Annotated in this window: 20 protein-coding genes; 13 read left to right on the top strand and 7 right to left on the bottom strand. The window is 71.7% G+C overall.

All coding sequences use genetic code 11. From position 1 onward, the window contains the following. Window positions 1–490: 490 nt before the first annotated feature. The 3 genes from HHX31_RS31040 to HHX31_RS35875 all read right to left on the bottom strand — a co-directional run bounded on the left by HHX31_RS31040 (window position 491) and on the right by HHX31_RS35875 (window position 5,146). Entirely contained in the window at window positions 491–3,346 is a 2,856-nt protein-coding gene (locus HHX31_RS31040) for a LuxR family transcriptional regulator (RefSeq protein WP_249347138.1), read from the bottom strand. A gap of 285 nt (window positions 3,347–3,631) precedes the next feature. Beyond that, window positions 3,632–4,066, bottom strand: coding sequence for a hypothetical protein (locus tag HHX31_RS31035; protein WP_169952898.1), 435 nt, complete (start codon window positions 4,064–4,066; stop codon window positions 3,632–3,634). Window positions 4,067–4,420: 354 nt separating this feature from the next. Continuing rightward, window positions 4,421–5,146 (bottom strand): FadR/GntR family transcriptional regulator, encoded by a 726-nt coding sequence (locus HHX31_RS35875; RefSeq protein ID WP_169952896.1) that lies wholly within the window; start codon window positions 5,144–5,146, stop codon window positions 4,421–4,423. 93 nt (window positions 5,147–5,239) lie between these two features. Between HHX31_RS35875 and HHX31_RS31025 the strand changes: the two genes are divergently transcribed. Genes HHX31_RS31025 through HHX31_RS31015 form a run of 3 tightly spaced genes read left to right on the top strand, consistent with a single transcriptional unit; the run spans window position 5,240 to window position 7,997 of the window. Then, window positions 5,240–5,977 (top strand): (Fe-S)-binding protein, encoded by a 738-nt coding sequence (locus HHX31_RS31025; RefSeq protein WP_169952894.1) that lies wholly within the window; start codon window positions 5,240–5,242, stop codon window positions 5,975–5,977. Beyond that, window positions 5,974–7,389 carry a lactate utilization protein B gene (locus HHX31_RS31020; RefSeq protein WP_169952892.1) on the top strand — a complete coding sequence of 472 codons (1,416 nt, stop codon included), beginning with the start codon at window positions 5,974–5,976 and terminating at the stop codon, window positions 7,387–7,389. The genes HHX31_RS31025 and HHX31_RS31020 overlap by 4 nt, the downstream gene beginning before the upstream one ends. Further along, window positions 7,386–7,997, top strand: a complete 612-nt coding sequence (locus HHX31_RS31015; RefSeq protein ID WP_169952890.1) for an LUD domain-containing protein — start codon at window positions 7,386–7,388, stop codon at window positions 7,995–7,997. The genes HHX31_RS31020 and HHX31_RS31015 overlap by 4 nt, the downstream gene beginning before the upstream one ends. 12 nt (window positions 7,998–8,009) lie before the next feature. On the opposite strand, the gene HHX31_RS31010 is transcribed toward HHX31_RS31015, so the two are convergent. Further along, complete coding sequence (locus HHX31_RS31010; protein WP_169952881.1) at window positions 8,010–9,083, bottom strand: Vms1/Ankzf1 family peptidyl-tRNA hydrolase; 1,074 nt, start codon at window positions 9,081–9,083, stop codon at window positions 8,010–8,012. A 9-nt stretch (window positions 9,084–9,092) separates the two neighbouring features. Continuing rightward, a complete protein-coding gene (locus HHX31_RS31005; protein ID WP_169952879.1) occupies window positions 9,093–9,512 on the bottom strand; it encodes a DUF2795 domain-containing protein in 420 nt (139 codons plus the stop codon). A gap of 134 nt (window positions 9,513–9,646) precedes the next feature. Here HHX31_RS31005 and HHX31_RS31000 point away from each other — a divergent pair, with 134 nt between their 5' ends. The 10 genes from HHX31_RS31000 (at window position 9,647) to HHX31_RS30955 (ending at window position 23,683) form a co-directional block, all read left to right on the top strand. After that, the gene (locus HHX31_RS31000; RefSeq protein ID WP_169952877.1) at window positions 9,647–10,735 is read left to right on the top strand and encodes a GNAT family N-acetyltransferase; all 1,089 of its coding nucleotides are present in this window, start codon (window positions 9,647–9,649) and stop codon (window positions 10,733–10,735) included. A gap of 214 nt (window positions 10,736–10,949) precedes the next feature. Continuing rightward, the gene (locus HHX31_RS30995; protein WP_249347135.1) at window positions 10,950–12,098 is read left to right on the top strand and encodes a sirohydrochlorin chelatase; all 1,149 of its coding nucleotides are present in this window, start codon (window positions 10,950–10,952) and stop codon (window positions 12,096–12,098) included. 103 nt (window positions 12,099–12,201) lie between these two features. After that, window positions 12,202–13,287, top strand: coding sequence for a nicotinate-nucleotide--dimethylbenzimidazole phosphoribosyltransferase (cobT, locus tag HHX31_RS30990; RefSeq protein WP_169952876.1), 1,086 nt, complete (start codon window positions 12,202–12,204; stop codon window positions 13,285–13,287). A gap of 130 nt (window positions 13,288–13,417) precedes the next feature. Then, window positions 13,418–14,650: a uroporphyrinogen-III C-methyltransferase gene (gene cobA, locus HHX31_RS30985; protein WP_169952874.1), complete on the top strand. Its 1,233-nt coding sequence runs from the start codon at window positions 13,418–13,420 to the stop codon at window positions 14,648–14,650. After that, a complete protein-coding gene (locus HHX31_RS30980; RefSeq protein WP_311932374.1) occupies window positions 14,647–16,824 on the top strand; it encodes a dynamin family protein in 2,178 nt (725 codons plus the stop codon). The genes cobA and HHX31_RS30980 overlap by 4 nt, the downstream gene beginning before the upstream one ends. Window positions 16,825–16,881: 57 nt before the next feature. Beyond that, window positions 16,882–18,513, top strand: a complete 1,632-nt coding sequence (locus HHX31_RS30975) for a GTPase (protein ID WP_169952872.1) — start codon at window positions 16,882–16,884, stop codon at window positions 18,511–18,513. Between the two features lie 269 nt (window positions 18,514–18,782). After that, a complete protein-coding gene (gene ssb, locus HHX31_RS30970) occupies window positions 18,783–19,568 on the top strand; it encodes a single-stranded DNA-binding protein (protein WP_169952871.1) in 786 nt (261 codons plus the stop codon). 626 nt (window positions 19,569–20,194) lie between these two features. Continuing rightward, window positions 20,195–21,496: a GGDEF domain-containing protein gene (locus HHX31_RS30965; RefSeq protein ID WP_169952870.1), complete on the top strand. Its 1,302-nt coding sequence runs from the start codon at window positions 20,195–20,197 to the stop codon at window positions 21,494–21,496. Between the two features lie 10 nt (window positions 21,497–21,506). Continuing rightward, window positions 21,507–23,171, top strand: coding sequence for an energy-dependent translational throttle protein EttA (gene ettA, locus HHX31_RS30960; RefSeq protein WP_169952868.1), 1,665 nt, complete (start codon window positions 21,507–21,509; stop codon window positions 23,169–23,171). A gap of 77 nt (window positions 23,172–23,248) precedes the next feature. Next, window positions 23,249–23,683: a thioesterase family protein gene (locus tag HHX31_RS30955; protein WP_311932370.1), complete on the top strand. Its 435-nt coding sequence runs from the start codon at window positions 23,249–23,251 to the stop codon at window positions 23,681–23,683. Window positions 23,684–23,868: 185 nt separating this feature from the next. On the opposite strand, the gene HHX31_RS30950 is transcribed toward HHX31_RS30955, so the two are convergent. Further along, window positions 23,869–25,422, bottom strand: a complete 1,554-nt coding sequence (locus HHX31_RS30950) for an alpha-amylase family glycosyl hydrolase (protein WP_169952866.1) — start codon at window positions 25,420–25,422, stop codon at window positions 23,869–23,871. Between the two features lie 30 nt (window positions 25,423–25,452). Then, entirely contained in the window at window positions 25,453–25,836 is a 384-nt protein-coding gene (locus HHX31_RS30945; RefSeq protein WP_169952864.1) for a globin, read from the bottom strand. Window positions 25,837–25,844: the final 8 nt, after the last annotated feature.

Below are 25,844 nucleotides of genomic sequence, written 5' to 3'. Positions count from 1 at the left end.
GTTCACGCCGGGCACGAGGCACGCCGCCGCGAGCGCGACGGGCGGCGTGCCGGGGCGCACCTGCCGCAGCCAGGACAGGAAGGCGACCGCGGTGATCACGGTGGCGGCGAGGAGCGCCAGGACCAGCACGGCGAACGTCGTCGCCGCGCCGCTGACGGTCCGCGCGGCGGGAGAGGCGGGATCCCCGCCGAAGGCCGCGATCTGCGAGGCCAGCCGCGCGCCCCTGGACTCCTCGAACACTGCCAGCGCGGCCACGGAGACGACCTGGGCGGCGAGAGCGGCGTACACTCCAGCAGCCGCCCGGCTCACCGCTGACGACGTGGACCGCATCTGTTCTCCCCCCGCGCCGGGTGTGTGACCTGCCTCACTCTTATCCCGTCCGCGATCGCGCTAATCCGGTCCGGGGCCACCTCGCGAGGAAGGGTGGTGCACGGTGATCACGCTCGGCGATCAGGCGAGAACACGACCCCGCTCCAATGTGAAGACCCGCTCAACTTCTGATGAGTTCGGGGCACTTCTCGGCGACGATGCGGGCCAGTTCGGTACGGGAAGCGATGTTGAGTTTGCCGAACATCCGGCGAAGGTGGGTGGACACCGTGTGCGGCGACAGGAACATCTGCTGGGCGATCTGGCGGTTGGTCATGCCCCTGATGATCAGGCTGGCGACGGCGCGTTCCGTGTCGGTGAGGCTGTCCCATCCGAAGGCCGGCCGCTGGGATTGGCCCCAGTGGCGGCGCCGCACACCAAGCGCCCGAAGCCGGGCTCGCACGCGGGCCACGTCCCCGAGCGCGCCGATGCGCTCGTAGCCGTCGAGCGCCTCGTCCAGGCTGTCGACGGCCTTGGCGGTGGCATCGGCGCCGGGCCTGGTGGACAGCAGGACGCCGAGGTCTTCGGCGACCAGGGCGCGTGCCCACGGTTCGGGTTGGTCAGCGGCGGCGGCCAACGCGTCGGGGTCCTGATGGAAAAGGCCGCGGGAGTGGGCGAACGTGACGGCGAAGAGTGGGTAGTCCGGGTTGTTGCGGGCCAGGTACTCGGCCGTGTCGAGGATGGCACGCGCGTACGGACGGTTCGCCGCGGCCAGCGCCAGCCGGGTCATCCAGGCGGCCGTGAGAGGCGTCGTGAGTAGTGTCCAGCGCCGCTTCTCCTCGTCGGTGTAGATGGCGTCGAGAATGCCGACCGCGCGCCCGGGATCGCCTTGGGCCTCGGCCACCGCCGCCATCACCCACTTCTCCCACACCGATCCGTACAACATCTCGGGTGCGGCCTGGATGGACTGGAACCGCTCGATGTGCCGGACCGCGGCGTCGAGGTCGCCCTGCCGCAGGGAGATGACGGCGAGTATGGACAGCCCGACGCGGTTGAACCCGTGTGTGCCGAGTTCTTCCGCGGTCATGCTCCCGGCCTGCGCCTCGGCGGCCGCGTCGTCGAGTCGGCCGACGCCCAGATAGAGAACGGAGCGGAACAGCGCGGGTTGTGCGGCGAGCACGGTCAGCCCGAGGTCGTTGATCTCCTCCTCGGCGGCCTGGATGGCGGTCTCGGCCGCGTCGAACTCGCGCATGGCCCTGTGGTAGAGGCTCAGTATCAGGCGCGTATACGGGCGCTGGATGGCCTCGGCGGTGCCGCGGTCGGTGATGCGCAGGGCTTCGCACAGGTGCGTGAACGAGTCGGCGATCCGCCCGTCGACCATGGCGAACCGAGCGAGCAGCAGGAGCGCTCCGACGACCGCGGCATCGGCGTGCCGTTCGCGCTCGGCCAGAACGGCCTCCGCCTGCCGCCGCCCTTTCCGGAAGTCGTTCAGGCAGGTGAGCCCCCAGAACATCGTCCATTCGGCGATGCCGCGAAGGTCATCGGGCAGGTCTTTCTCAGCGAGCAGGTTCTCGGCCTCGGATATCGCGTCCGCCGGCCGGCCGCTCAGAAGCAGGATGTGCGCCAGCGCGCATCGCAGGCGACAGGCGTGGAGGGGCGGGGCCCTGCCGAGTGCGGAACGGGCGAGATCGGCCGCCTCGGTCAGGCGTCCGATGACCGTCAGGGCGTCGACGGCTGTGGCGGCGCGGCCGAACCAGTCGGGGTCGGCGGAGTCGCTGAGTTCGAGCGCCCGTAGGGCGAGGTCGACGGCGGTCTGAGGTGAGGACCGCAGCACCTCGCGCGCCGCTCGGTCGAGCCCGAGTAGCGCGTAGGTATCACCGCGGCCGGCACTGTGAATGAGATGCGCGGCGGCGGGAACAGCCGATCCGCTCCGTTTGAGCAGCATCTTGCCCGCATCGTGGTGCATGGCCCGGCGTACGGAGTCGGGGATGGTTCTGACCACCGCCTGCCACAGCAGATCGTGCCGGAATGTGAGTTCGTCTCCGGCAGGTTCGATGATGCCCGCCGACATCGCCTCTTCCAGCATCGGCAACAGACCATTGGTCGATTCGCCGAGCATCTCGGCCAGATCCTTCACCGAGAACGAACGCCCGAGGATTCCGGCGCACTGGAGCAGATGCCTGGTCCGTGCCGACAGCCCTTCCAGGCGCTCCCGCATGAACGCCTGAGTATGCGGCGGGGACGCCGCCATCCGCGCGCGACCATCGGCGACCTGGAAGACGCCCTCGCCTTTGAACTTCTCCAGTAGATCGACGAGCAGGAAGGGGTTGCCGTCCGCGATGCCGGCCAAGGCCAGCACGTCCGGCTCGGGCTTCGCCCCGAGGACGTCGGTGATGACGTCCGCCACCGCCGGCTGGTCCAGCGCCCCCAGCGTGATCCGGATCGCGCCGTCACTTTCCAGCAGGTCGAACAGACGGTTGAGGCGGGGGCAGTCGCCGCTGCCGGTCGTACGGCTCAGCATCCAGACGAGCGGATAGGAGGTGAGATCTCTGGTCATCGACCGCAACGCCAGCAGAGTTATCGGATCAGCCCAGTGCAGGTCGTCCAACGCCAGGAGCATCGGCTCCTGGGCCACCCGCCGCTCCAACTGTTCCTGCAGGTGTTCCACCAGCAGCAGGCGTTGATCGACCTGACCCCAGACGTTCATGTGAGCGGCCGCGAGAAGCGCACGGCCCGATTCCCCGAGCGCCGACGTGAGCGGGGCGAGGGGTATCAGCTGGGTCAGTTCGTCCGCCGAGCCGTGAGCGACTCCCAGTCCCGCCCTCGCCGCCGCGGTGGTGGTTAGGCCGAGCATGCGACTCTTTCCGACGCCTGACCGGCCCTCGACCAGTAAGACCGCGCCCCGGCCTACCTCGGCCTCCTGCAGCAATCTGACGACAAGCGCCCACTCTCGGGCGCGACCACGCCAACCAGGCCACGACGATCTACAGAAATCGGACCTATCATCAGTCCTACGATCATCGTCGGTCAAATGCCCCATAAATCCATAAATCACCCAGGTGTCAGTCGTGTCAAGTGTGCGAGGCCGGAAGGGCTTGCGGCGCCTCCGTCTTCATGACATCCCCTTTGCGGAAAAGCCGTCACCCGCTCGCGAATGTAAGACCTCTACCTGGATTTACTCTCTTCTATTCTCTCCACCGTGCGGCATCCTCATGGCCGATCTCCGATCTCCACGCCTTCCCGGGTCCGCGCGGCGGGGGAGGTGGGATGCCCGCCGAAGGCCCGGCCGCCTGACGATGTGAGGAGGCCGGGCCGTTCCGGAAAGTCAGGCGGGGATCTGCTTCTCGTGCCAGGTGTAGTTGAGCACGGTGTTGTCGGGACCGGTCATCGTGCCGTAGATCTGCCAGAAGCTCATGGGGGTGTCGAGCGTGTAGCGGAAGATCTTGTCGCCGGGCCGGTCGTCCACGAACACGGTCTCGACCTGGTTGGCCCAGCTCCGCACCTCGATCGTGAACGTCGAGTCGTCCGGGATGTCGAGACAGATCTCGTACGTGACCGGCTCCGGATTGCCGAGGCCGTACTGGCGGCCGTCCACGGCCACCCGCCTGTAGTTGGAGTAGATCCAGCCGGCGTAGGCCCGCGTGTATCCGCCCGCGGAGCAGTCGACGCCGGAAGGGGCCGCGGAGGCGGGACCGATTCCGGTGAGCATGGCGCCGAAGACGCCGAGGACGACGGCGAAAACGGGAGTGGTGCGCTTCATGCCTCTCCTCCATCCGTGACAGCGAAACCCGCAACTAAATAGTTGAAGGCTAAACCGATCTTTACAGGGGCTGTCATATCCAGACAAGTCCGGGTAATAGGCCGGACATGCTTCGCGACGGGTTATATTCGGCCCTTAACCCAGACCTGGTGTCCGCCAGATGATCGCCACCTCGCCCGTGACCCGACTGGATCGCCAGGTCGGGGCCGCTGGAACGACCCTCCGCCGGCGCCGGCGCGGGCCGGTCCAGAACCGGCGGGGTGAAGGCCCGGATTTCTTGCCATCCGGCGCGACGGCCGTGAAAGGCGATGAAACGAGGCCGGATGTCGGCCGCGCGTGTGGTGAGAACGCGCTCTATGACTGCCGGGCGGGGTCCGGATAGGCGCGGGCGAGGTGCGCCGCGACCGCGTCGGCCGCCGCGCCGGCGTCTCCGTCCTCGATGGCCCGGTGGATGCGCCGGTGGTCGTCCTGCAGCCCGCCGGTGTCGCCGAGCCGTACGACGGCGTCCTCGGCGTAGCGGCGCACGGAGTCGCGCAGCGCCCGCATGACCGCCACGATCAGCCGGTTGCCCGGCGCCTCGGCCAGAGCCAGGTGGAAGGCGATGTCGTGCTCGACGAACTCGGCGGCGTCGCGGGTCGCGTCCATGGCCGCGACCGCCTCCGCCATCCGCGCCGCCGCCGTGCGCGTGGAAGCCGCCGACGGGGCCGTCGCCGCCCGGACGGCGGCCCACTGCTCGATCATCAGCCGGGTGTCGATCACCTCGCGCATCGAGAGCGTGGCGAGGCCGAGATGCAGCCGGAGCAGTTCGGTGAGCGCGCTTCCCGGGCGGGAGGTGAGCACCGCCCCGGCGTCCGGGCCCCGGCCCACCTGCGACGTGACAACGCCGAGGGTCTCCAGCACGCGCAGCGCCTCCCTGACCGACGACCGGCCGACGCCGAGCTGCTCGGCGAGCTGGCGTTCGCCCGGCAGCCGGTCGCCCACGGTCAGGCCGTCGGCCGCTATGCGCTCCTCGATGCGGGCGAGCACCTCCTCGAAGGCGCGCGGGCGGGCGTCCCCACGCCGGGCTTTCTCGACGGTCACCGCGGCTCCTCATGACGCCGGTGTCGCCGGAGGGCGCACCAGGATGTATGGTCTGACCATATTTGGTCTGACCATACACGCCCGGGAGGGCACGTGCGGGTAGCCCTGTTCGTCACCTGCGTCAACGACACGCTCTTCCCGGACACCGGGCGGGCGGTCGTGCGCCTGCTGCGCCGGCTCGGCGTCGAGGCCGACTTCCCCCACGCCCAGACCTGCTGCGGCCAGATGCACGCCAACACCGGCTACCGCGACGAGGCCGTACGACTGGCCAAGCGGGGCGTGGCGGCGCTGCGCGGCTACGACGCGGTCGTCGTCCCCTCCGGCTCGTGCGCGGCCATGATCCGCGAGCAGTACCCGAGGCTGGCCGGGCCGCGGGGACCCTTCGCCGACGCGGTGGCGCGGGTCGTGCCGAGGACCTACGAGCTGACCGAGTTCCTGGTCGACGTGCTGGGGGTGACCGACGTGGGCGCGTACTTCCCGCACCGGGTCACCTACCACCCGACCTGCCACTCGCTGCGGGGGCTCCACCTGGGCGACCGCCCGCTGACGCTGCTACGCGCCGTCAAGGGGCTGGAACTGGTGCCGCTGCCGGGCGCGGAGGAGTGCTGCGGCTTCGGCGGCACCTTCGCGCTGAAGAACGCCGACGTGTCGGCGGCGATGTGCGCCGACAAGGCGCGCGCGGTCCTCGGCACCGGCGCCGAGGTGCTGTGCGCGGCCGACAACTCGTGCCTGATGCACATCGGCGGCATGCTCGGCCGGCAGAAGTCCGGCGTACGGGTGATGCACCTGGCCGAGATCCTCTGCGCGACCGAGACGGCGGGAGTCCGATGAGCGTCACCTTCCTCGGCATGCCGGCGGACCGTCCCTTCCCCCGCAACGCCGCGAGAGCCGTACGGGACTCGCAGTTGCGGTTCAACCTGCGCAAGGCGACCGGGACCATCAGGGCCAGGCGGGCGGGCGTCGTCGCGGAGGCGCCCGACTGGGCCGAGCTACGCGAGGCCGGCAAGGCGATCAAGGAGCACACGCTCCGCAACCTGGACAGATATCTGGTCCAGCTGGAGGAGGCGGTCACGGCGGCCGGGGGCCGCGTCCACTGGGCCGCCGGCGCGGCCGAGGCCAACCGGATCGTCGCCGACCTGGTGAAGGCCACCGGCGAGACCGAGGTCGTCAAGGTCAAGTCGATGGCCACCCAGGAGATCGGCCTCAACGAGGCGCTGCTGGAGCACGGCATCACCGCTTACGAGACCGACCTCGCCGAGCTGATCGTGCAACTGGGCGACGACCGGCCCTCGCACATCCTCGTCCCCGCCATCCACCGCAACCGCGCGGAGATCCGGGAGGTCTTCGCCGAGCACATGTCCGGCTGGGGCAGGCCCGCCCCCGACGACCTGACCGACGACCCCGCGGCGCTGGCCGAGGCGGCCCGGCTCCACCTGCGCGAGCGCTTCCTGAAGACCAAGGTGGCGATCTCCGGGGCGAACTTCGCGATCGCCGAGACCGGCACCATGGTCGTGCTCGAGTCGGAGGGCAACGGCCGCATGTGCCTGACCCTGCCGCGCACCCTGATCAGCGTCGTCGGCATAGAGAAGGTGCTGCCGTCCTGGCGTGACCTGGAGGTCTTCCTCCAGCTCCTGCCGCGCAGCTCCACGGGGGAGCGGATGAACCCCTACACCTCGATGTGGACCGGCGCCGCGGAGGGGCAGGAGTTCCACCTCGTGCTGCTCGACAACGGCCGCACCGGCGTCCTCGCCGACGAGGTCGGACGGCAGGCGCTGCGCTGCATCCGCTGCTCGGCCTGCCTCAACGTCTGCCCGGTGTACGAGCGGACCGGCGGCCACGCGTACGGCTCGGTCTATCCAGGGCCGATCGGGGCGATCCTGACACCGCAGTTGCGCGGCATGGGCTCCGAGCTCGACCGCTCGCTGCCGTACGCCTCCTCGCTGTGCGGCGCTTGCTACGAGGTCTGCCCGGTGGCCATCGACATCCCGTCCGTACTCGTGGACCTGCGTTCCCGCGCCCGCCACTCCTGGCCGGAGCGCGCCGGGATGGCGGCGGCCGGATGGGTGTTCGAGCGGCAGGGGCGGCTGGCGGCCCTGCAGCGGGCCGGAGGACGGCTGCGCCGGTTCGTGCCCCGCAGACTGCCGGGGCCGCTCGGCAGGTGGACCGACACCAGGGATCTCCCCGAGGTGCCAAGGGAGTCGTTCCGCGACTGGTGGGACCGCACGGACGGAGGCCGCCGATGAGCTCCCGCGACCTGATACTCAACCGGGTCCGCCGCGCCCTGGCGGGCGTGCCCGACGTAGAGATCGCCCGCGCCTACCGCGGGCCCACCTCGGCGCCGGGCGACATCCGCCTGTTCGAGCAGCGGGTCCGCGACTACCGCGCCGTGGTCCACGTCGTGGACGAGGCGGGCGTGGCGGACCGCGTCGCGCGATCTCTCGCCGGGCGCGGGGCGCGCAGGGTCGTCGTGCCCGCGGGGTTCCCCTCCGCGTGGTCCGCCGCCGAGGGCGTGGCGGCGATCGCCGACGATCCGCCGCTGAGCGCCGCCGGCCTCGACGAGGTCGACGGCGTGCTCACCACCTGCGCGGTCGCGATCGCCGAGACCGGCACGATCGTCCTCGACGCCGGGCCCGGCCAGGGGCGGCGGGCGCTCTCGCTGGTGCCCGACTACCACCTGTGCGTGGTGCGCGCCGCGCGGATCGTGGCGGGGGTGCCTGACGCCGTCGCCCGGCTGGACCCCACACGCCCCCTGACCTGGATCAGCGGCCCGTCGGCGACCAGCGACATCGAGCTGAACCGGATCGAGGGCGTCCACGGCCCCCGGACGCTCGAAGTGCTGATCGTGACCTGAGCGCCACCTCGATCAGAAGCGCAGCAGCGCCCCGATGCCGTCCGGCGACTCGATGCGCGGGACGAACCACAGCTCGGCGTCGGTCGCGGCCACCGCACGCGCGAGGGCGGCGTCGGCGCGCTCCTCGACCGGCCGCTCGACCCCCCAGGCGGCCAGTTCCGCCGGGTCGGTGGACAGCTGCGTGGGCTCCGGCCCGATCCACATCGTGGCCGTCGAGGACGGGTCGTCGTGCATCAGCACCACGCCCACCCGCCGGTCGCGCAGCGCGCGCGCCGTCTCCGTCAGGCCCGTCACGGCGTTGCCCGCCGCGTACGTGTCCAGCAGATCCTCGCAGCGCCGCTCGGCCCAGGCCCGGCAGGCGCCGTCGACCTCCCTCCTGAAGTGGTCCAGGTCGGCGCCGGGGGCGCGGCTGCCGTGCTCGGCCACCGTCAGCCGCCGTACGACGTCCTTGGCGAGGTAGTCGGTCACGAGCGAGCGGGCCTTGGGATCGCCGGCCAGGACGACGACCTCCGCGCCGATGCCGTGCGCCTCCTTCTCCACCACCTCGGCGAGGGCCACGGCGTTGCGGCGCCAGCCCTCCTCGACCTCCCGGTCGAAGTTGGCCTGCGACCGGCCGCCCTGCCCGGTCTTCTGGAGCGGCCTGTCCGGGTCCGCCACCTCCACGGTCAGCTCCCGCCGCTGTCCGTCGGCCACGACGACCACCTCGCCGCCGGCCCGGTCGGCCAGCACCTCGACGTGCGGCACGTGCTCGCCGCGCTGCGCGAGCAGCGGCACCACGTGGGGGAGCGGCGACCACCGCGCGGTCTGGCGGCGCGGCCGGTGGGCGAGCGCCTCGGTGAGCACGATCTCGCCTCCCGTGGCGAAGGCCGCGCGTCCCGGCGCGACCCACGAAGGATCGAGCATCAGCTCGCCGATGGGATCGAGGTCCGAGGCCGGCGCGCCCTCCTCCGCGAGCCGCTCCCTGAGCTGGGCCCAGCGACGCTGGATCACGTTGGCCGTGCCCTCCGTCGACCGGTCGGTGTCCACGTATACCGAGGCGTACGGGCCGCCGCGCTCGTACAGCCGGCGGATGAAGTCCAGTCTCACAGGCCCTCCTCACCAGCGCTGGCGTTCCACCCCGAGTCCGAGTGCCTCCGCCACCTCCGCGATGTTGTGGAACGTCATCTCCGGCAGCCGCCGTACCGCCTCGATCACGGCGTCCGGCGCGTTCTTGCCCTCGGCGTGGGCGAGCAGTTTGGCCGGGTCGGCGGGGAAGCCCGCGTCGCTGAGCCAGGTGGCGAGGTGGCTGCGGCGTTCCACGTCGGCGGGGGTGATGCCGAGCGGAGTCCCGGGCTCGCGGCCCGGCGGGTGCCTGCGAGGCGGTGACATGTCCTCCTCGGGCTGCTGCGTCGGCTCCGGCTCGCGCCACTCCTCGACCCGGGTGCGTCCCGCGCCCTGTACGAGGCCTTGCGTCTCGTGCTTCTGCTCCTCGTCGAGTCGCCGGCCGTGCTTGTCGCTGCCGCGCTGGATACTCATGACCTCACCTCCCGATTAGGGTCACTGTCGTGCGTCGTACCCGGACCGCCTGCCCCAAACATCGGGAGCGGCGAGGCGGCTCCCCGCATAATCTGCGGGAAGCGAGAAACCCGCTCAGGTGATGGAGTGACGCATTGTTCGACGAGCGGCTGACGGTCAACACGGAACGGCTGATCCTCCGGCCGTTCGGCTTCGCGGACGCCGACCGGGTGCGGGCGATCGTCCAGGACGGCGCGCACCTCACGGCACTGCCCCCGGGCGCTCCCGGGCACGCCGCCGGCATCGCGCAGTGGCTGTCGTACGGCGTGCACGAACTGTGGCGCTCCGGCCAGGGCATCCATCTCGCGATGCACGCGCGGGACGCCATCGTCGGGTCGATCAGCGTCTTCAAGGCGCAGTGGGGCGCGGGCACCGCGGAGGTGGGATACGGCGTGCACCCCGGCCACCGCCGCCGGGGGTACGCGACCGAGGCGGTCCAGGGGCTCGTGGGCCGCCTGCTCGGCGAGGGCCCGCTGCGCCGGATCGAACTGCGCGCCAACGCCGACAACCTCGCGTCGATCAGGGTCGCGGAGAAGGCCGGCTTCATCCGTGAGGGACTGCTGCGCGGCGCGGGATTCGAGGACGACGGCCCGCACGACCTCGTGGTGTTCGGCCGGCTGCGCGGCGACGGACGCTCCCTCCAGCGCCACAGGATCGAGAGCGAGCGCCTGGTCCTGCGGCCGTTCTCCAAGCACGACGCCTTCGACGTCGTCGACGCGGTCAAGGGCGATCCGGAGATCGCGCGCTGGATGACATGGGCCGAGGGATACACGCTGGAGCGCGCCCTGGAGTGGTGCACCCGGCTCGCGCACTCGAACGGCCCCGGCTATGGTGGCAGCTTCGCGATACAGCCGAAGGACGGGGAACGGCTCGCCGGAGCCATCGGCGTGCAGCGCGAGGACCACCAGCGCATGGACGCCGAGTTGGGGTACTGGATCGCGCCGTGGGCCCGCCGCAGGGGATACGCGGTGGAGTCCGTCCAGCTGGCCACGGCCCACCTGTTCGATCTCGGCTTCCACCGCGTCCATCTGCTGGTCGCGACGGGCAACCACGCCAGCCAGGCGGTCGCGAGGAAGGCCGGGTTCATCGAGGAGGGCATCATGCGGCAGGCGTTGCCGGTCCCGGGGGGCTGGGCGGACGCGGTCCTGTTCGGCATGCTCCGCGGGGAAATTTCATGGCAATAGGTAAAGAATTCCCCTAGTCACTGGGCTGCTCGGTCAAGCGGCCACCATGATTGAGGGCCGGAAGGCTATCCTCACCAGCCGTGAGCCTCCCGCCGGCAGGCGAGCACGCGTCCCCGGCGCGGGCGACCCCGGCCGGCGCGCCCGGGCGGAAACCGGCCAGGACGGCGAGCGGGGATCGTGAACGACGCAGGTCAACCGCAGGGAGATCGACCAGATGAAACCGCCGCTGTTGCTCATCGGCCACGGCACACACGATGAGACCGGCGTCGCCGAGTTCGGCAGGTTCGTCCACCGGCTCCGCTGCCGTCTGGACGGGCTGCCCGCCGAGGTGAGCGGCGGCTTCATCACGAACGCCCGCCCCCCGCTCGGCGACTCCATCGCCTCTCTCGTGGCCCGTGGGCACCACCATCTGATCGCGGTGCCGCTCAGCCTGACCGGCGACCGGCGCGCGCTCGGGGACATCCCCGGCACCATGGCCCTCGAGCAGGAGCGGCACCCGACGCTCGAATACGACCTCGGCCGCCCGCTCGGGCCCGACCCGCGCGTGCTCAAGCTGCTCGCGGAGCGGCTCGCCGACGCCCGCGCGGAGATGCCGCGGTTCGTGAGCGACGAGCCGCCCGCCGAGATCACACCCGCGGAGACCGCGGTCGTCCTGGTCGGGCACGGCTCCACCGACCCCGCCGTCAACGCCGAGGTCCACCGGGTCTCGCGGTTGTTCTGGGAGACCCACGCCGCCGACCTGCTGACCGTGGAGACGGCGTACGTCTCGCACACCCGCCCGGGGGTGCCCGGGGGCCTTGAGCGCTGCCGCAGGCTGGGCGCCAAGCGCGTGATCGTCCTGCCGTACGTCCTGTTCGCCGGCGGGGTCCTCGAACGCATCTGGGCGCAGGCGCTCGCGTACGGCGCCAACCACGAGGGCCTCGACATCCGCTGCGCCGAGGTGATCGGCGACTGTGAGGGCCTCGCCGACGTGGTCATCGAGAGGTACGAGGAGGCGCTCGCCGGAGGCGGGCAGTCCACGTCGCCGGCCGCGCGCCCGTCCACGGCGTCACCGCTGACCAGGCCGTTCCCCGTGAGGCGCGCGGAGCATGGCGCGGGCTTCGCGACCGGCGGCGCCGCGCGCCTGACCACGGTCAGGGAGCCCGAGGGCGAGCCGCTGGACCCGGAACAGCTCGACGTGGACGTCCTCGACATCGAAGCGATCGAGGCGATCGAGGCCGATCTGCCGGAACCCGAGGCGGAGGGCGAGAACGGAGCGGATAGCATGATCGGCGTGGCCGGCCGCGGCGAGCCGGGGGACGAACCCCGCGACGACGCGCAGGACGGGCCCCTCGCCCAGCCCGGGATCGCCAGCGCCGTCTGAGCGCCGGCCGGTCCGGGTTCCGGCCCTCGCCCGGCCCCCCGGCCGGTGGACAGCAGGCAGGCGCCGGTGCGGGCCGGACCAGCCGGCGACAGAAGGAGAGAACATGACGTTCCTCGCCGAGACCATCGGTGCCGTCCGCCCGATCGAGCCCGGCCCGATGGCGGAGGCCAGGGCCCACCAGGACAGGCTCACCAAGCCGAGCGGCTCGCTCGGAGTCCTCGAGGACGTCGCGGTGCGGCTCGCGGGCATCGCCGGGACCTGTCCGCCGCCGCTCCCCTCCCCGGTCGCCCTGGCGATCTTCGCCGCCGACCACGGCGTGCACGCGCAGGGGGTGACTCCCTGGCCGCAGGAGGTCACCGCGCAGATGGTGGCCAACTTCACCGCGGGAGGAGCGGTCGCCAACGCCTTCGCCGCCCAGGTGGGCGCGTCGGTGACGGTGGTGGACGTGGGAGTCGCGGCCGACCTGCCGCCCGCGCCCCGGCTGCTGGCCAGGAAGGTCGCGTACGGCACGGCCGACCTCTCGCAGGGGCCCGCGATGACGCCCGAGCAGGCCGAAGCGGCCCTCACGGCCGGGATCGAGGTCGCCCGCGACCTGGTGGAGGCGGGTGCGCGCTGCCTGGTCACGGGCGACATGGGCATCGCGAACACCACCGCGTCGGCCGCCCTGATCTGCGCGTTCACCGGCAGGCCCGCCGCCGAGGTGACCGGGCGAGGGACGGGTGTCGACGACGCCACCTACGAGCGCAAGATCGGGGTCGTGCGGCAGGGCCTGCGGGCCAACGGGATCGGCGAGGAGGAGGCCGTGCCGGCCGGGCCGGACGCGGCGCTGCGCGCGCTCGCGGCGGTCGGCGGCCTGGAGCACGCGGCCATCGCCGGTTTCGTGCTCGGCGCCGCGGTTTCCCGGGTGCCCGTCATCCTCGACGGCGTGATCGCCGGGGCGGCGGCCCTGGCGGCCGGCGCGATCGCGCCCGACGCGCTCGGCTACTGCCTGGCCGGGCACCGGTCCGCCGAGCCCGGCCATGCGGCGGCGCTGGCCCACCTGGGCCTCGACCCGCTCGTCGACCTGGGGCTGCGCCTCGGCGAGGGGACGGGCGGGCTGCTCGCCCACCCACTGGTCGGCGCGGCGGCGCGGGTCATGCACGAGGTCGCCACCTTCGACTCCGCAGGAGTGGCGGACAAGGGCGCGTGAGCTCTCACCGCTGACCGCGGGCGGACCACCTTGCGGACTCACAAGTCTCAACCGGCGAATGCCGCCCGAGCCCAGCGGGTAGGTTTGCCTCCTAACAATGCACGCTTGACGCGATAGGGAGACTGGGGTCATGGCGCCCTACCTGCTCGGCCTCCGCCTTGACGGGCGGCGTGTTCTCGTGGTCGGCGGCGGACGTGTCGCCCAGCGGCGGGTTCCCGCGCTGCTCGACGCCGGAGCCTCCGTCACCCTGATCTCGCCCGGAGTCACCCCCGCCCTGGACGATCTCATCGCCGCGGGGCGGGTGACCTGGGAGCGGCGGCCGTACGAGGTCGGAGACTGCGACGGCGCCTGGCTCGTGCACGCGTGCACCGACCACCGCGACGTCAACACCGCGGTCGCCGCCGAGGCGGAGGCCAAGCGCATCTGGTGTGTGCGAGCGGACGACAAGGACGCCTCCGCGGCCTGGACCCCCGCCAGCGGCCGGGTGGACGAGGTCGGCGTGGCGGTCACCGCCGGTGGCGACCCCCGCCGCGCGGCCGGCATCCGCGACGCGATCGTCGGCGCGCTGCGCGACGGCACCGTGGACGCCAGGCGGCACCGCACCAAACCGGTCGGCGTCGCGCTGGTGGGCGGCGGCCCCGGCGACCCCGGGCTGATCACCGTGCGCGGACGCCAGCTCCTGGCCCAGGCCGACGTGGTCGTGGCCGACCGCCTCGCGCCGCGCGCGCTCCTCGACGAGCTGTCGCCGGACGTCGAACTGATCGACGCCGCCAAGGTGCCGTACGGCCGGTCGCTGTCCCAGGAGAAGATCAACGAGCTGCTCGTCGAGCACGCCCGCCGGGGCAGGTTCGTCGTACGGCTGAAGGGCGGCGACCCATTCGTCTTCGGCCGCGGCGGCGAGGAGATGATCGCCTGCGCCCAGGCGGGGATCCCGGTGATCGTGGTGCCCGGGATCACCAGCGCGGTCGCCGTCCCCGGGGCCGCCGGGGTCCCGGTCACCCACCGCGGGGTCAGCCAGGAGTTCCACGTCATCTCCGTGCACGTCGCCCCCGGCGATCCGAGGTCCACGGTCGACTGGCCCGGATTGGCGCGATCGACCGGAACCCTGATACTTCTCATGGCGGTCGAAAGGATCAAGGAGGTCGCCGAGGCGCTGGTTCGAGACGGACGTTCACCGGAAACTCCCGTGATGGTGGTACAGGACGGTACTCTTCCGACCCAGCGAGCCGTTTCCGCGACGTTGTCGACCGTGGCGGAACGCGTGACCGCGGCCGGAGTGCGGCCTCCGGCGATCGTGATCGTCGGCGAGGTCGTCAAGGTCGGCCAGGAGATCGATATGGTGCGAGCGGAGCGGGTCCCGTGAGATCGGCAGCCAGGAACACGCCCGAGCGCGGGACCGGTGCGGGTTCCGGCGACGCCGTGACCGAGGAGCCGGACATCGAGGAACACCCGGAGTCGCCGGGGGAGCGGACCATCGCTTTCCGCCCGATCAGGGACGACGAGCCCGCTCCTGAGCTCGCTTCGCATCCCGAGGATTCACGCGCCCCCTCCGAGCCTGCCGAGGAGCAGGACGCCCCCGCCGCCGAGGCGACGGACGACGCGGCTCCGGACGACGCGGTTCCGGACGACACGGCCCCGGACGACGCGGCCGTGAACGACACCGTCGTGGACGACACGGGCGCCGGTGACGCCGGGGACGGCGTCGTGGCGCCGGACGCGCCCGGATCCTCCGCGGACGCCGAGAGCACCGAGAGCACCGAGAGCGCCGAGGCCACGGAGAACGCCGAGAGCCCGGAGACTACTGAGAGCGCCGAGAGCACGGAGAGCGCCGAGGATGAAGAGTCCGGCGACGATCGCTCGTTCCCGCTGCCGGAGCCGGTCTCCGCGGCGCTGACCGAGGCGCTCAACCAACTCCGTACGGCGGTGAAGGACCTGCACTTCGGTCTCGACGTGCCGGGCGCGGAGGAGGCGCGCAAGGCGCAGGCGGCGGTCCTGGCGCAACTCGACGACTACGTCATCCCGCGCGTCCACATGAGCACCGCGCCCGCGCTGGTCGTCGTGGCCGGCTCCACCGGGGCGGGCAAGTCCACCATCGTCAACTCGCTCGCCGGGCGGCAGGTCTCGGCCACGGGCGTGCGCCGCCCGACCACGGCCACGCCCGTGCTCGCCTGTCACCCCGACGACCACAAGTGGTTCGCCGAGGGCGACCTCCTCCGCGACGTGGAGAGGATCGAGGAGCCCACGCGGGACGCCGCGCCCGGCAGCGTGGTGCTGACGTCGAGCCCGTCCCTGCCCCGCGGACTCGCGCTGCTCGACACCCCCGACATCGACTCGGTCGTGGAGGAGCACCACGAGATCGCGCATCGCATGCTGGACGCCGCCGACCTGTGGGTGTTCGTCACCACGGCGTCCCGGTACGCCGACGCGCCGTCGTGGGGTCTCCTGCGGCGGGCCAAGGAACGCGGGGCGCGCCTGGTCATCGTGCTATCCCGGGTGCCGCCGAGGTCGCGGGACGTCGTAGTCAAGCACTTCGGCCGCATGCTGAAGGAGTACGGCCTGAGCGAGGTCGAGTGCTTCGTCATCAACGAGACGACGGTGCAGGGCGCGCGGCTGCCCGAGATCGAGATCGCCGACCTGCGGATGTGGCTGTCCACGATGTCCGCCGACGACGAGCGGCGGCAGGCGGCGGTCAAGGCGACGCTGAACGGCGTGCTGAACAGCTTCCGCACCCGGCTGCCCGCCCTCGCCCGGCATCTGGAGACCCAGGTCGCCCTGCGGGCCGATCTGCGGTCCGACGTCGACGCGGCGTACATGGGGGCCCTGGCGGGGATCGACGAGGCGACCAGGGACGGCTCGCTGCTGCGCGGAGAGGTGCTAGCGCGGTGGCAGGACTTCGCCGGCTCAGGCGACCTCATGCGCGCGCTGCGGCTGCGGCGCGGCGCCAAGGGCAACCAGCAGGGCCCCGAGCGGGTGCGCGGGCTGAAGACCGCGCTGCGGACCGGCATCGAGGCGCTGGTCAACTCGGCCGTCCAGCAGGCCGCCGAAGAGGTCGTGACGCGCTGGCGGCAGCGGGCGGGCGCGGGCGACCGGCTGGCTGCGACGCCGGGACTCGGCCGCCCTGCGGAGGAGATCGGACGGAGGACCACCAAGACCGTCACCGCCTGGCAGGACCACGTCACCGAACTGATCCGCACCGAGGGCGTGACCAAGCGGTCGGTGGCCAAGCTGATCTCGTTCGACGTGGAGTCGCTCTCGCTGATCTTCATGATCGGCCTGCTCGGCTACGGCGCCACGGACGCGACGGCGGGCGGGGGCGCGAGCGCGCTGCCCCAGCGGCTGCTGCGCGGCCTGCTCGGAGCCGAGTCGCTGCGCAACATCAGCGCCAAGGCCCGCAGCGACCTGCGTGCCCGCGTCGGCCTGCTCTTCGACGAGGAGACCCTGCGGTACGTCGACGCGCTCGACAGCGCGGGCATCCCTGACGAGGCGGCGGCGACGCGGCTGTACCAGGCAACGTACAACCTCGAGGTCGCACGATGACGGAGCCGATCCGGCGGCTCACACCCGAGTACGTCTCCGGCACACGGTGAGGAACCCATGACGGCTGTCAGCACCGCCGAAACGCAGCACGGGCTCGGCTCCAGGCTCGCCGCCCTGGCCAAGATCGTCGAGCTGGGGCAGGAAAGGCTGGATCCCGCGCTGGTCACGGAGGCGGCCCAGCTCCTGCTCAGAGCGGGCGACCGGCTCAAGCTGTCGTCCGACCACACCGTCGTCGCGCTCGCGGGCGGCACGGGCAGCGGCAAGTCGTCCCTGTTCAACGCCGTCTCCGGGCTGGAGCTCTCGCCCATCGGCGTACGCCGGCCGACCACCGCCCGCACCCATGCCTGCGTGTGGGGCATCGACGGCGCGGGCCCGCTGCTCGACTGGCTGCAGATCCAGTGGCGGCACCGGTTCGCCCGGGCCAGCGCGCTCGACAAGGGCGAGAGCCAGTTGCACGGGCTGGTCCTGCTCGACCTGCCCGACCACGACTCGATCCGCGCGCTCACCGACGACGAGGCCCACCGGCTGATCCAGGTGGCCGACCTCATCGTGTGGGTGCTCGACCCGCAGAAGTACGCCGACGCCTCCGTGCACCGGCGCTACGTGACCGAGCTGACCGGCCACGACGCGGTCACGGTCTTCGTGCTGAACCAGGCCGACCGGCTCACCCCGGAAGAGCAGGCGGAGTGCGTGGCCGACCTGGAGGACCTTCTGCGGCGTGAGGGCGTGAGCCACCCCCGGGTGGTGGCGACCTCCGCCACCACCGGCAAGGGCGTGGACAGCCTGAAGGCCGTGCTGGCCGAGTCGGTGGCCGCGAGGCGCGCGGCCTACCAGCGCCTCGAAGCCGATCTCGACCGGCTGGTGCAGCGGCTGGTGAAGGACCTGCCGGAGCTGCTGCGGGTGGAGCCCACGGTGGACGGGGCGCGGCGAGCCGGGCTGGTCGACGCGCTGTGCGACGCGATCGGCGTGTCCGCTCTGGGTGAGGCGCTGGAGAACGTCCACGCCGTCCGCTCCGTCGACTGGGTCGGCTGGCCGTACGCGCGCTGGACGGCCAGGCTGCGGCCCGACCCGCTCAAGAGCCTGCGCCTCGGGGCGGTGAAGGACGACATCCGCGGCCTGGTCGCGAGCTCGGTCACCGCTCAGCCCGCCGAGGTGGACAACGCGGTGCAGGCGCTCGCCGACGGGCTGACGGCCGGCATGCCCGAGGTGTGGCGCGACGGCGTGCGCGAGGCCGCCCGCTCGCGGGTGGACGAGCTTCCCGAGGCGCTGTCGAACGATCTGTCGGAGGTGGCTCCGCCGCTCGACCGGGTGCCCGCGTGGTGGTGGCTGCTGAAGATCTGGCAGTACCTCCTGGTGGCCATGTTCGTCGCGAGCCTCGCCTGGGCCGGCGCGATCCTCGCGTACGGCGTGTTCAAGGCGGGGCGTCCGCCGGCCCAGCTCCTGGGTGACGTGGGCGTGCTGCCCTGGGTGGGGCTGATGATCGTCAGCGTCCTCGGGCTCGGGCTGTTCTCGGCCCTGGCGAGCAGGAACTTCGTGGTGCTCGCGGCGGGCAGGGAGCGCGACCGGCTGGAGCGCGACATGAGACGCCGGGTGGGCGTCCTGGCGCAGGACATGGTCGTCGGACCGGTCGAGCGCGAACTGGACCGCTACAACGCGTTCTTCGGCGCGATGGCGGCCGCCCGGCGCTGACGCGCGGCGCGGACGGGCGGCGCGGACGGGCGGCGCGGACGGGCGGCGCGGACGGGCGGCGCGGACGGGCGGCGCGGACGGGCGGCGCCGCCCCTGACGAGCGCCGACCCTGGACGGGTGTCGACCTGGATGGGTGTCGACGCTGGACGAGCGTCGTCCACAGGTGCCGCGTCATCCCCAGAACGCGGTTCTGGCCGGTGGAGTGGTGACGTGCCCGGCCAGTGTGGTCACCCGGGCCCGGCGAGTGACCGGGCCGGGGAGGCACATCGATGAACGACATCTACGTCACGCTGAGCGGGAACGTCACAGACGACCCGCGGCAGTACCAGTTCCGCGACGGCTCTCGCGTGACCTCGATGCGGATGGCCGTGAACAGGCGCGTCCTCGACCAGCAGACCAACACCTGGCAGACCAGGGACACCACGTACTACACCGTGCGCTGTTACCGGGGGCTGGCCGACAACGTCCAGCAGTCGATCCGCAGGGGCCACCCGGTGGTGGTGTACGGCAAGCTCCGCATCAAGCAGTTCGAGCGTGAGGGCGAGCAGCGGTTCTGGGCGGAGATCGAGGCCACCTCCGTGGGCCATGACCTGAAGTGGGGCATCGCCACGTTCGAGAAGCCGATCCGGGCCTACTCGGCGGGCGCGCCGAGCGACGGTGAGCGCCGGGCGATGGAAGACGCGACGCGGGAGTGGGAGCTGACCGGCCCCACCGCCCTCGGCGGGGGAATCGCCGAGGACGGTGGCGGTGACGAGGCGTTCGACGCTCTCGTCGGCGGACGAGGCGCGGACGGCGAGGCCGCGCAGGCCGCCGGAGCACGGGAGAGCGCCGGAGTCCGCGAGACCTGGCCGGCAGGGGACACGGGACCGGCCGCCCAGCCGGGGGAGACCGGCCTGGGGGACGCGCAGGAGGCGACGGACGCCGCGACAGCCCTGGGCGATGCGGCCGCCCCGCGCGACGCGTCCGATACGGGCGACGCGTCCGATCCGGAGGCCGAGGGGGGCGACTCTCAGGGCGGCGAGGACGCCTGGCTCACACGCGCTGTCGCCGCCTGACGATGCCCGCCGCCCCACCCGCCCCGCCCCGCCTCGGAGAGGCACGCTGCCCTGGCGGCACCGCCGTGACGGGGGAGGTTCGCTGCTTCGGGGTACCGCCGTGGCGGGGGAGGCGCGCTCGCCGGGCGGCTTGGGGCCTTCCCGCCGGGCCGCCCGGCGGCACCGCACCGCCTGGACGGGCACGGCTGGTGCTCACGAGCCGGGCGTGGGGCACGGGCAGGGGTGGACGAGGCCCGGGTGCGGGATCGGCATGGGTGAACGTGGGACGGGCACCGGTGGGCAGGGCTGGCGGGCACGGGTGGACCCGGGTCGGGTGTCCGTATTCCGCCGCCGGTCGCCGGGCCCGGCGCAGCCGGGGACCGCTCAGGTCCAGATGACGCCTCGCACCATGGCTGCTCCTTCCGGCGGTGGCCCACTTCTCGCTGGTTTCCCCCGTATCCCACACCCCACGTGTCCGTCTGCTCGGGTCCTTAGGAGTCCGCGGGCAAACCGCCGCAGACAGTCCCATAGCCCATCAGAAGCAGATGGTCACCGTGCCAAGGTAGCGGTTCCCGTCGCGCTTCGCACCCTCCGCAATTATTGTGTTACTCATCGTGAGATGGAGCCTTCGGCCACTGGGGGGCGGGATGACGGCGACCGGTCAGACCACGGCCAGGCCACGAAGCCCGATCTGCTCGCGAAGTCGCTGGCCACTGCTGGCCCAGCCGCCGGCCCTCGTGGCCTACGTGTGCGCGATCGTGGCGTTCGACGCGGTCCTGATCGCCGTGCTGGCGAAGTCCGTCGTGTTCCACGCTCCCCACCTGGTCGTGTTCGCGGCGCTGACCGCGTGCGGTGCCGTGTGCATCGAGGCGACCCGCCGCCTCGGCATGCCGGCCGGGGTGTCCCGCGACCTGTTGTCCGCCTGGTGGCTGCCGGTGGCGTTCCTGCTTCCGCCGGTCTACGCGCTGCTCGCGCCGATACCGATGCAGATCCTGCTGCAGCTCAGGGTCCGGTCGACCGTGCTGTACCGCCGCGTCTTCAGCGCCGCGGCGATCGGGCTCGCGGCGGCCTGCGCCTCCGCGGTCTTCCATCGCTGGATCCCCGGCCCCGCGCCGCTGTCGTCCGGAGAGAGCAGGCCGATCGCGGTCGCGGCGGTCTGCGCGATGCTGTTCACGGTGCTCAACACCGCGCTGATCGCGGTCGCGGCGCACGCGTCGGACCCGGAGAGCCGCTGGGGCGAGGTCCTGTGGGACCGCGAACGCGTCATCCTCGACGCGGTCGAGCTCTGCCTCGGCGTGCTCGTCGCGGCCGTCTGCGGGCTCAACCTGGCGCTGCTGCTGCTCGTGCTGCCTCCCGTCGTGCTGCTCCAGCGGAGCCTGCTGCACGCCCAGCTCCAGGCCGCGGCGCGTACGGATCCGAAGACGGGCCTGCTGAACGCGGCCGCCTGGCAGCGGGAGGCGGACACGGAGATCGCGAGGGCCCAGCGGAGCGGTGACACCCTCGCCCTGGTCCTGGTGGACATCGACCACTTCAAGAAGGTCAACGACACCTACGGGCATCTGGTCGGCGACCAGGTCCTCGCCCAGGTGGCGGCGACCCTCCGCACCCAGCTGCGCGAGTACGACGTGGTCGGGAGGTTCGGCGGCGAGGAGTTCGTCGTGCTGCTGCCCGGCGCCGACGTGCGCGAGGCGCGGCGGGTGGCCGAGCGGCTGCGCGCCCGGGTGGGCCGGATGGTGGTCCCGTCGGAGCAGGCGGCGGTGACGGTCACGGTGTCCGCCGGGGTGGCGATCATGAACATGCACGGTGAGGATCTCATCGAGTTGCTGGCCGCCGCCGACCTCGCGCTCTACCGCGCCAAGGAGCTCGGCAGGGACAGGGTCTGCCTTCCCGCCGCACCAGTGGCTCCGCCTCCGCGCAGCGCGGACGGCGCTGCCGGTGCTATCCCCTAGGCTTGAAGGTATGCCGGAGTACATCTATACGTTGCAGCGCGTGCGCAAGGCGCACGGTGACAAGGTGGTCCTCGACGATGTCACGTTGTCGTTCCTGCCGGGGGCCAAGATCGGTGTCCTGGGCCCGAACGGCACGGGCAAGTCGACGCTGCTCAAGATGATGGCGGGGCTGGAGCAGCCGTCCAACGGTGACGCCCGGCTGATGCCCGGCTTCACTGTCGGCATCCTGATGCAGGAGCCGAAGCTCAACGAGTCGAAGACCGTGCTGGGCAATGTCGAGGAGGGCGTCGCCGAGACCAAGGCGATGCTCGACCGGTTCAACGCGATCGCCGAGCAGATGGCCACCGACTACAGCGACGAACTGCTGGAGGAGATGGGCCGTCTGCAGGACGCGCTCGACCACCGCAACGCGTGGGACCTCGACAGCCAGCTAGAGCAGGCCATGGACGCGTTGCGCTGCCCGCCGCCGGACGCCGAGGTGTCCAAGCTGAGCGGTGGTGAGCGCCGCCGGGTCGCGCTGTGCAAGCTGCTGCTCGAACAGCCCGACCTGCTGCTGCTCGACGAGCCCACCAACCACCTCGACGCGGAGAGCGTCCAGTGGCTGGAGCAGCACCTGGAGAAGTACCCCGGCACCGTCCTGGCCGTCACCCACGACCGCTACTTCCTCGACAACGTCGCGACCTGGATCCTGGAGCTGGACCGCGGCCGGTGCTACCCCTACGAGGGCAACTACTCCACCTACCTGGAGGCCAAGGCCGCGCGTCTCAAGGTCGAAGGCCAAAAGGACATCAAGCGCAAGAAGCGCCTTGAGGAGGAGCTGGAGTGGGTGCGCTCCAACGCGCGTGCCCGCCAGACCAAGAGCCGTGCCCGTCTCCAGCGCTACGAGGAGATGGCCGCCGAGGCCGACAAGTACCGCAAGCTCGACTTCGAGGAGATCCAGATCCCGCCGGGCCCGCGTCTGGGCACGACCGTGATCCGGGCCGAGAAGCTGAGCAAGGGCTTCGGCGACCGGCTGCTCATGGACGAGCTGTCCTTCGATCTGCCGCGCAACGGCATCGTCGGCATCATCGGCCCGAACGGTGTCGGCAAGACCACGCTGTTCCGGATGATCACCGGGTCCGAGACCCCCGACACCGGGTCCATCACGGTCGGCGAGACCGTCAAGATCTCCTACGTGGACCAGAGCAGGGCCGGCATCGCCCCTGACAAGAACGTCTGGCAGGTCGTCTCCGACGGGCTCGACCACATCAAGGTCGGCAACGTCGAGATGCCCTCGCGGGCGTACGTCGCGGCGTTCGGCTTCAAGGGCCCCGACCAGCAGAAGCTCGCGGGCGTCCTGTCCGGCGGCGAGCGCAACCGGCTCAACCTTGCGCTCACCCTCAAGCAGGGCGGCAACGTGCTGCTGCTGGACGAGCCCACCAACGACCTCGACACCGAGACGCTGTCCAGCCTGGAGAACGCGCTGCTCGACTTCCCGGGCTGCGCCGTGATCACCTCGCACGACCGGTGGTTCCTCGACCGCATCGCCACCCACATCCTGGCGTGGGAAGAGGGCTCGAACTGGTTCTGGTTCGAGGGCAACTACGCCGACTACGAGAAGAACAAGATCGAGCGGCTGGGTGCGGACGCCGCCCGCCCGCACCGCGTCACCTATCGCAAGCTCACCCGCGACTGAGCCGCGCTCTCTCCGCTGTCCACGGGCGCCCGTCCCCCGCCGCCGAGCGGGGGACGGGCGCCCGTTAGGTTTGACCGGTGACCGAGCCGCTTACCGATCCGGATCAGGTGTCCCGCTACGTCTTCGAGCGCAACGTGCGTTTCGCCGACATCGACAGCTTGGGCCACGTCAACAACGTCCGCTTCTTCGACTACCTCGAGGACGCGCGGGTGGCCATGTTGTGGGACCGGCCGCGTGAGGTCGAGGGGCGCCGACAGGACCTGGTGGTGGCCCGGCATGAGATCGACTACCGGCGGGCCCTGACGTTCCGCACCGAACCGGTCCGCGTCGAGGTGTGGGTGACCGAGATCTCCAGGGTCCGCTTCACCCTGGCCTACGAGATCCGCGACGACGAGACGCTCTACGTCGAGGCGCGCACGATCTTGGTCGCGTACGACGCCGCGTCCGCCCGTCCGCGCAGGCTCGATGAGGACGAGATCCTCTTCCTCAAGCGGTTCTACGCCGCCTCCTGAGGCCCGCGCGCACGGAGAAGACCCCGAACCGAAGAGCCCGCCCGGACACCCGGTCTACGGCGGTCTCAGGGACGCCCTGATCCAGCCCTGATCCAGCCGTCGCCACACGCCGTGGTTCAGCCGTGGCACGGCCCGGGACCGGCCGCGACGCGAGAAGCCCACGGCCGGTCACGGACACGGCGAGGTCAGCCGGCGAGCAGCCAGGCGGCGGTGTCGGCGGGAAGGGCGGTGCCGTCGAGCGGGCCGCTTGTCATCAGCACCTGGTCGTGGGTCGGCAGCGCGACCGGGCCCTCACCGCAGTTGATCACACAGATCAGGCCGCCTCTCCGGAAGAACAGCGTCTCCTCGGGGGACTCCAGCCAGGTGATCGCGTCGGGCAGGGTGCCGCGCAGTTCCCGGCGCGTCCGCAGCGCACGGCGGTAGAACCACAGCGTCGAGGCCGGGTCGGCCGCCTGCCGCTCGGCCGTGAGATCGGCCCAGTCCGCGGGCTGCGGCAGCCAGGAGCCGTCACCGGGCCCGAATCCGTACGGCGGCTCTGTGCCCGACCAGGGCAGCGGCACCCGGCAGCCGTCGCGGCCCGGCACCTCGCCGTTCGACCGGGCGAAGATCGGGTCCTGCCGCGCCTGCGGTGGCAGGTCGGTGACCTCGGGCAGCCCGAGCTCCTCACCCTGGTAGAGGTAGGCGGAACCCGGCAGGGCGAGCATGGCGAGCAACGCCGCGCGGGCCCGGGCCAGACCGGCCTCCGGGTCGAGCGACCCCTGGCCGTAGCGGGTGACGTGCCGTACGACGTCGTGGTTGGACAGCACCCAGGTCGGCGAGGTGACGGCCTTGAGCGTGTCGTCGATGACCTTCCGGAAGGCCGTCGCCGACCAGGGGGCCTCCAGCCACGCGAAGTTGAAGCTCTGGTGCAACTCGTCCGGCCGCACGTACAGCGCGAGGTCCTCGGCGGAGTCGGTCCAGACCTCGCCGATGGCGACGCGGGTGCCGGGATAGGAGTCGAGCACCCGCCGCCACTCGCGGTAGATGTCGTGCACCTCCGGCCGGCTCCAGATGGGTGACCTCGCCCTGAACCCCGGGTCCGTGTTCGGCAGTCCCTCCTCCTTGATCAGGCCCATCGCGACGTCGATGCGGAAGCCGTCCACGCCCCGGTCGAGCCAGAACCTCAGGATGTCGAGGAACTCCTCCCGCACCTCCGGGTTGCGCCAGTTGAAGTCGGGCTGCTCGGGCGCGAACAGATGGAGGTACCACTGCCCGTCGGGCGCCTGGGTCCACGCCGGGCCCCCGAAGGTGGAAAGCCAGTTGTTCGGCTCTCCATGGCCGCTTCCGCCGCCCTCGGGGCCGCCGTCCCTGAACATGTACCGCGCACGCTCCTGCGAGCCCCTGGGGGACGCCAGGGCCTTCTGGAACCACGGGTGGGCGGACGAGCTGTGGTTGGGCACGATGTCCACCATCAGCCGCAGGCCGTGCGCGTGCGCGTCGGCGACCAGGTCGTCGAAGTCGGCCAGCGATCCGAACAACGGATCCACATCGCGATAGTCGGCGACGTCGTAGCCGCCGTCGGCCATGGGGGAGGGGTAGAAGGGGGTCAGCCAGACAGCGTCGACGCCGAGCTCGGCGAGGTACGGCAGGCGGTCGCGGATTCCCGCCAGGTCGCCCGTACCGTCGCCGGAGGCGTCGGCGAAGCTGCGGACGTAGATCTCGTAGACAACGGCGTCACGCCACCAGGGGGTCGTTTCCATGTGTCTTTGGCTGCCCGCTGCTTCCGTTGCTTAAGCGTTGACCATGCTGTGGGCGGCGTAGACGAGGTAGTCCCACAGCTGCTTCTCTAGCTCGGCCGGCAGTTCGAGTGACCGCACGGCGTCGCCCATGTGCCTCAGCCAGGCGTCTCGCGCCGCCTCGTCCACGACGAACGGCACGTGCCGCATCCGCAGACGGGGGTGGCCGCGCTGGTCGCTGTAGGTCCTCGGGCCGCCCCAGTACTGCATGAGGAACAGGCGGAGCCGCTCCTCCGCCCCGGTGAGGTCTTCCTCGGGGTACATCGGGCGCAGCAGGGGATCTCCCGCCACGCCCTCGTAGAACCGGTGGACGAGCCGCCGGAAGGTCTCCTCGCCGCCTACCGCCTCGTAGAAGGACAGGGTCTGCTCGCTGGTCACGATTTCAG

It is taken from the genome of Microbispora sp. H11081 (genome assembly GCF_012999535.1).
In the GTDB taxonomy this organism is placed as follows: domain Bacteria; phylum Actinomycetota; class Actinomycetes; order Streptosporangiales; family Streptosporangiaceae; genus Microbispora.
Note: the sequence above shows the minus strand (reverse complement) of the source record. Positions and strands in the feature narration are given on the sequence as shown.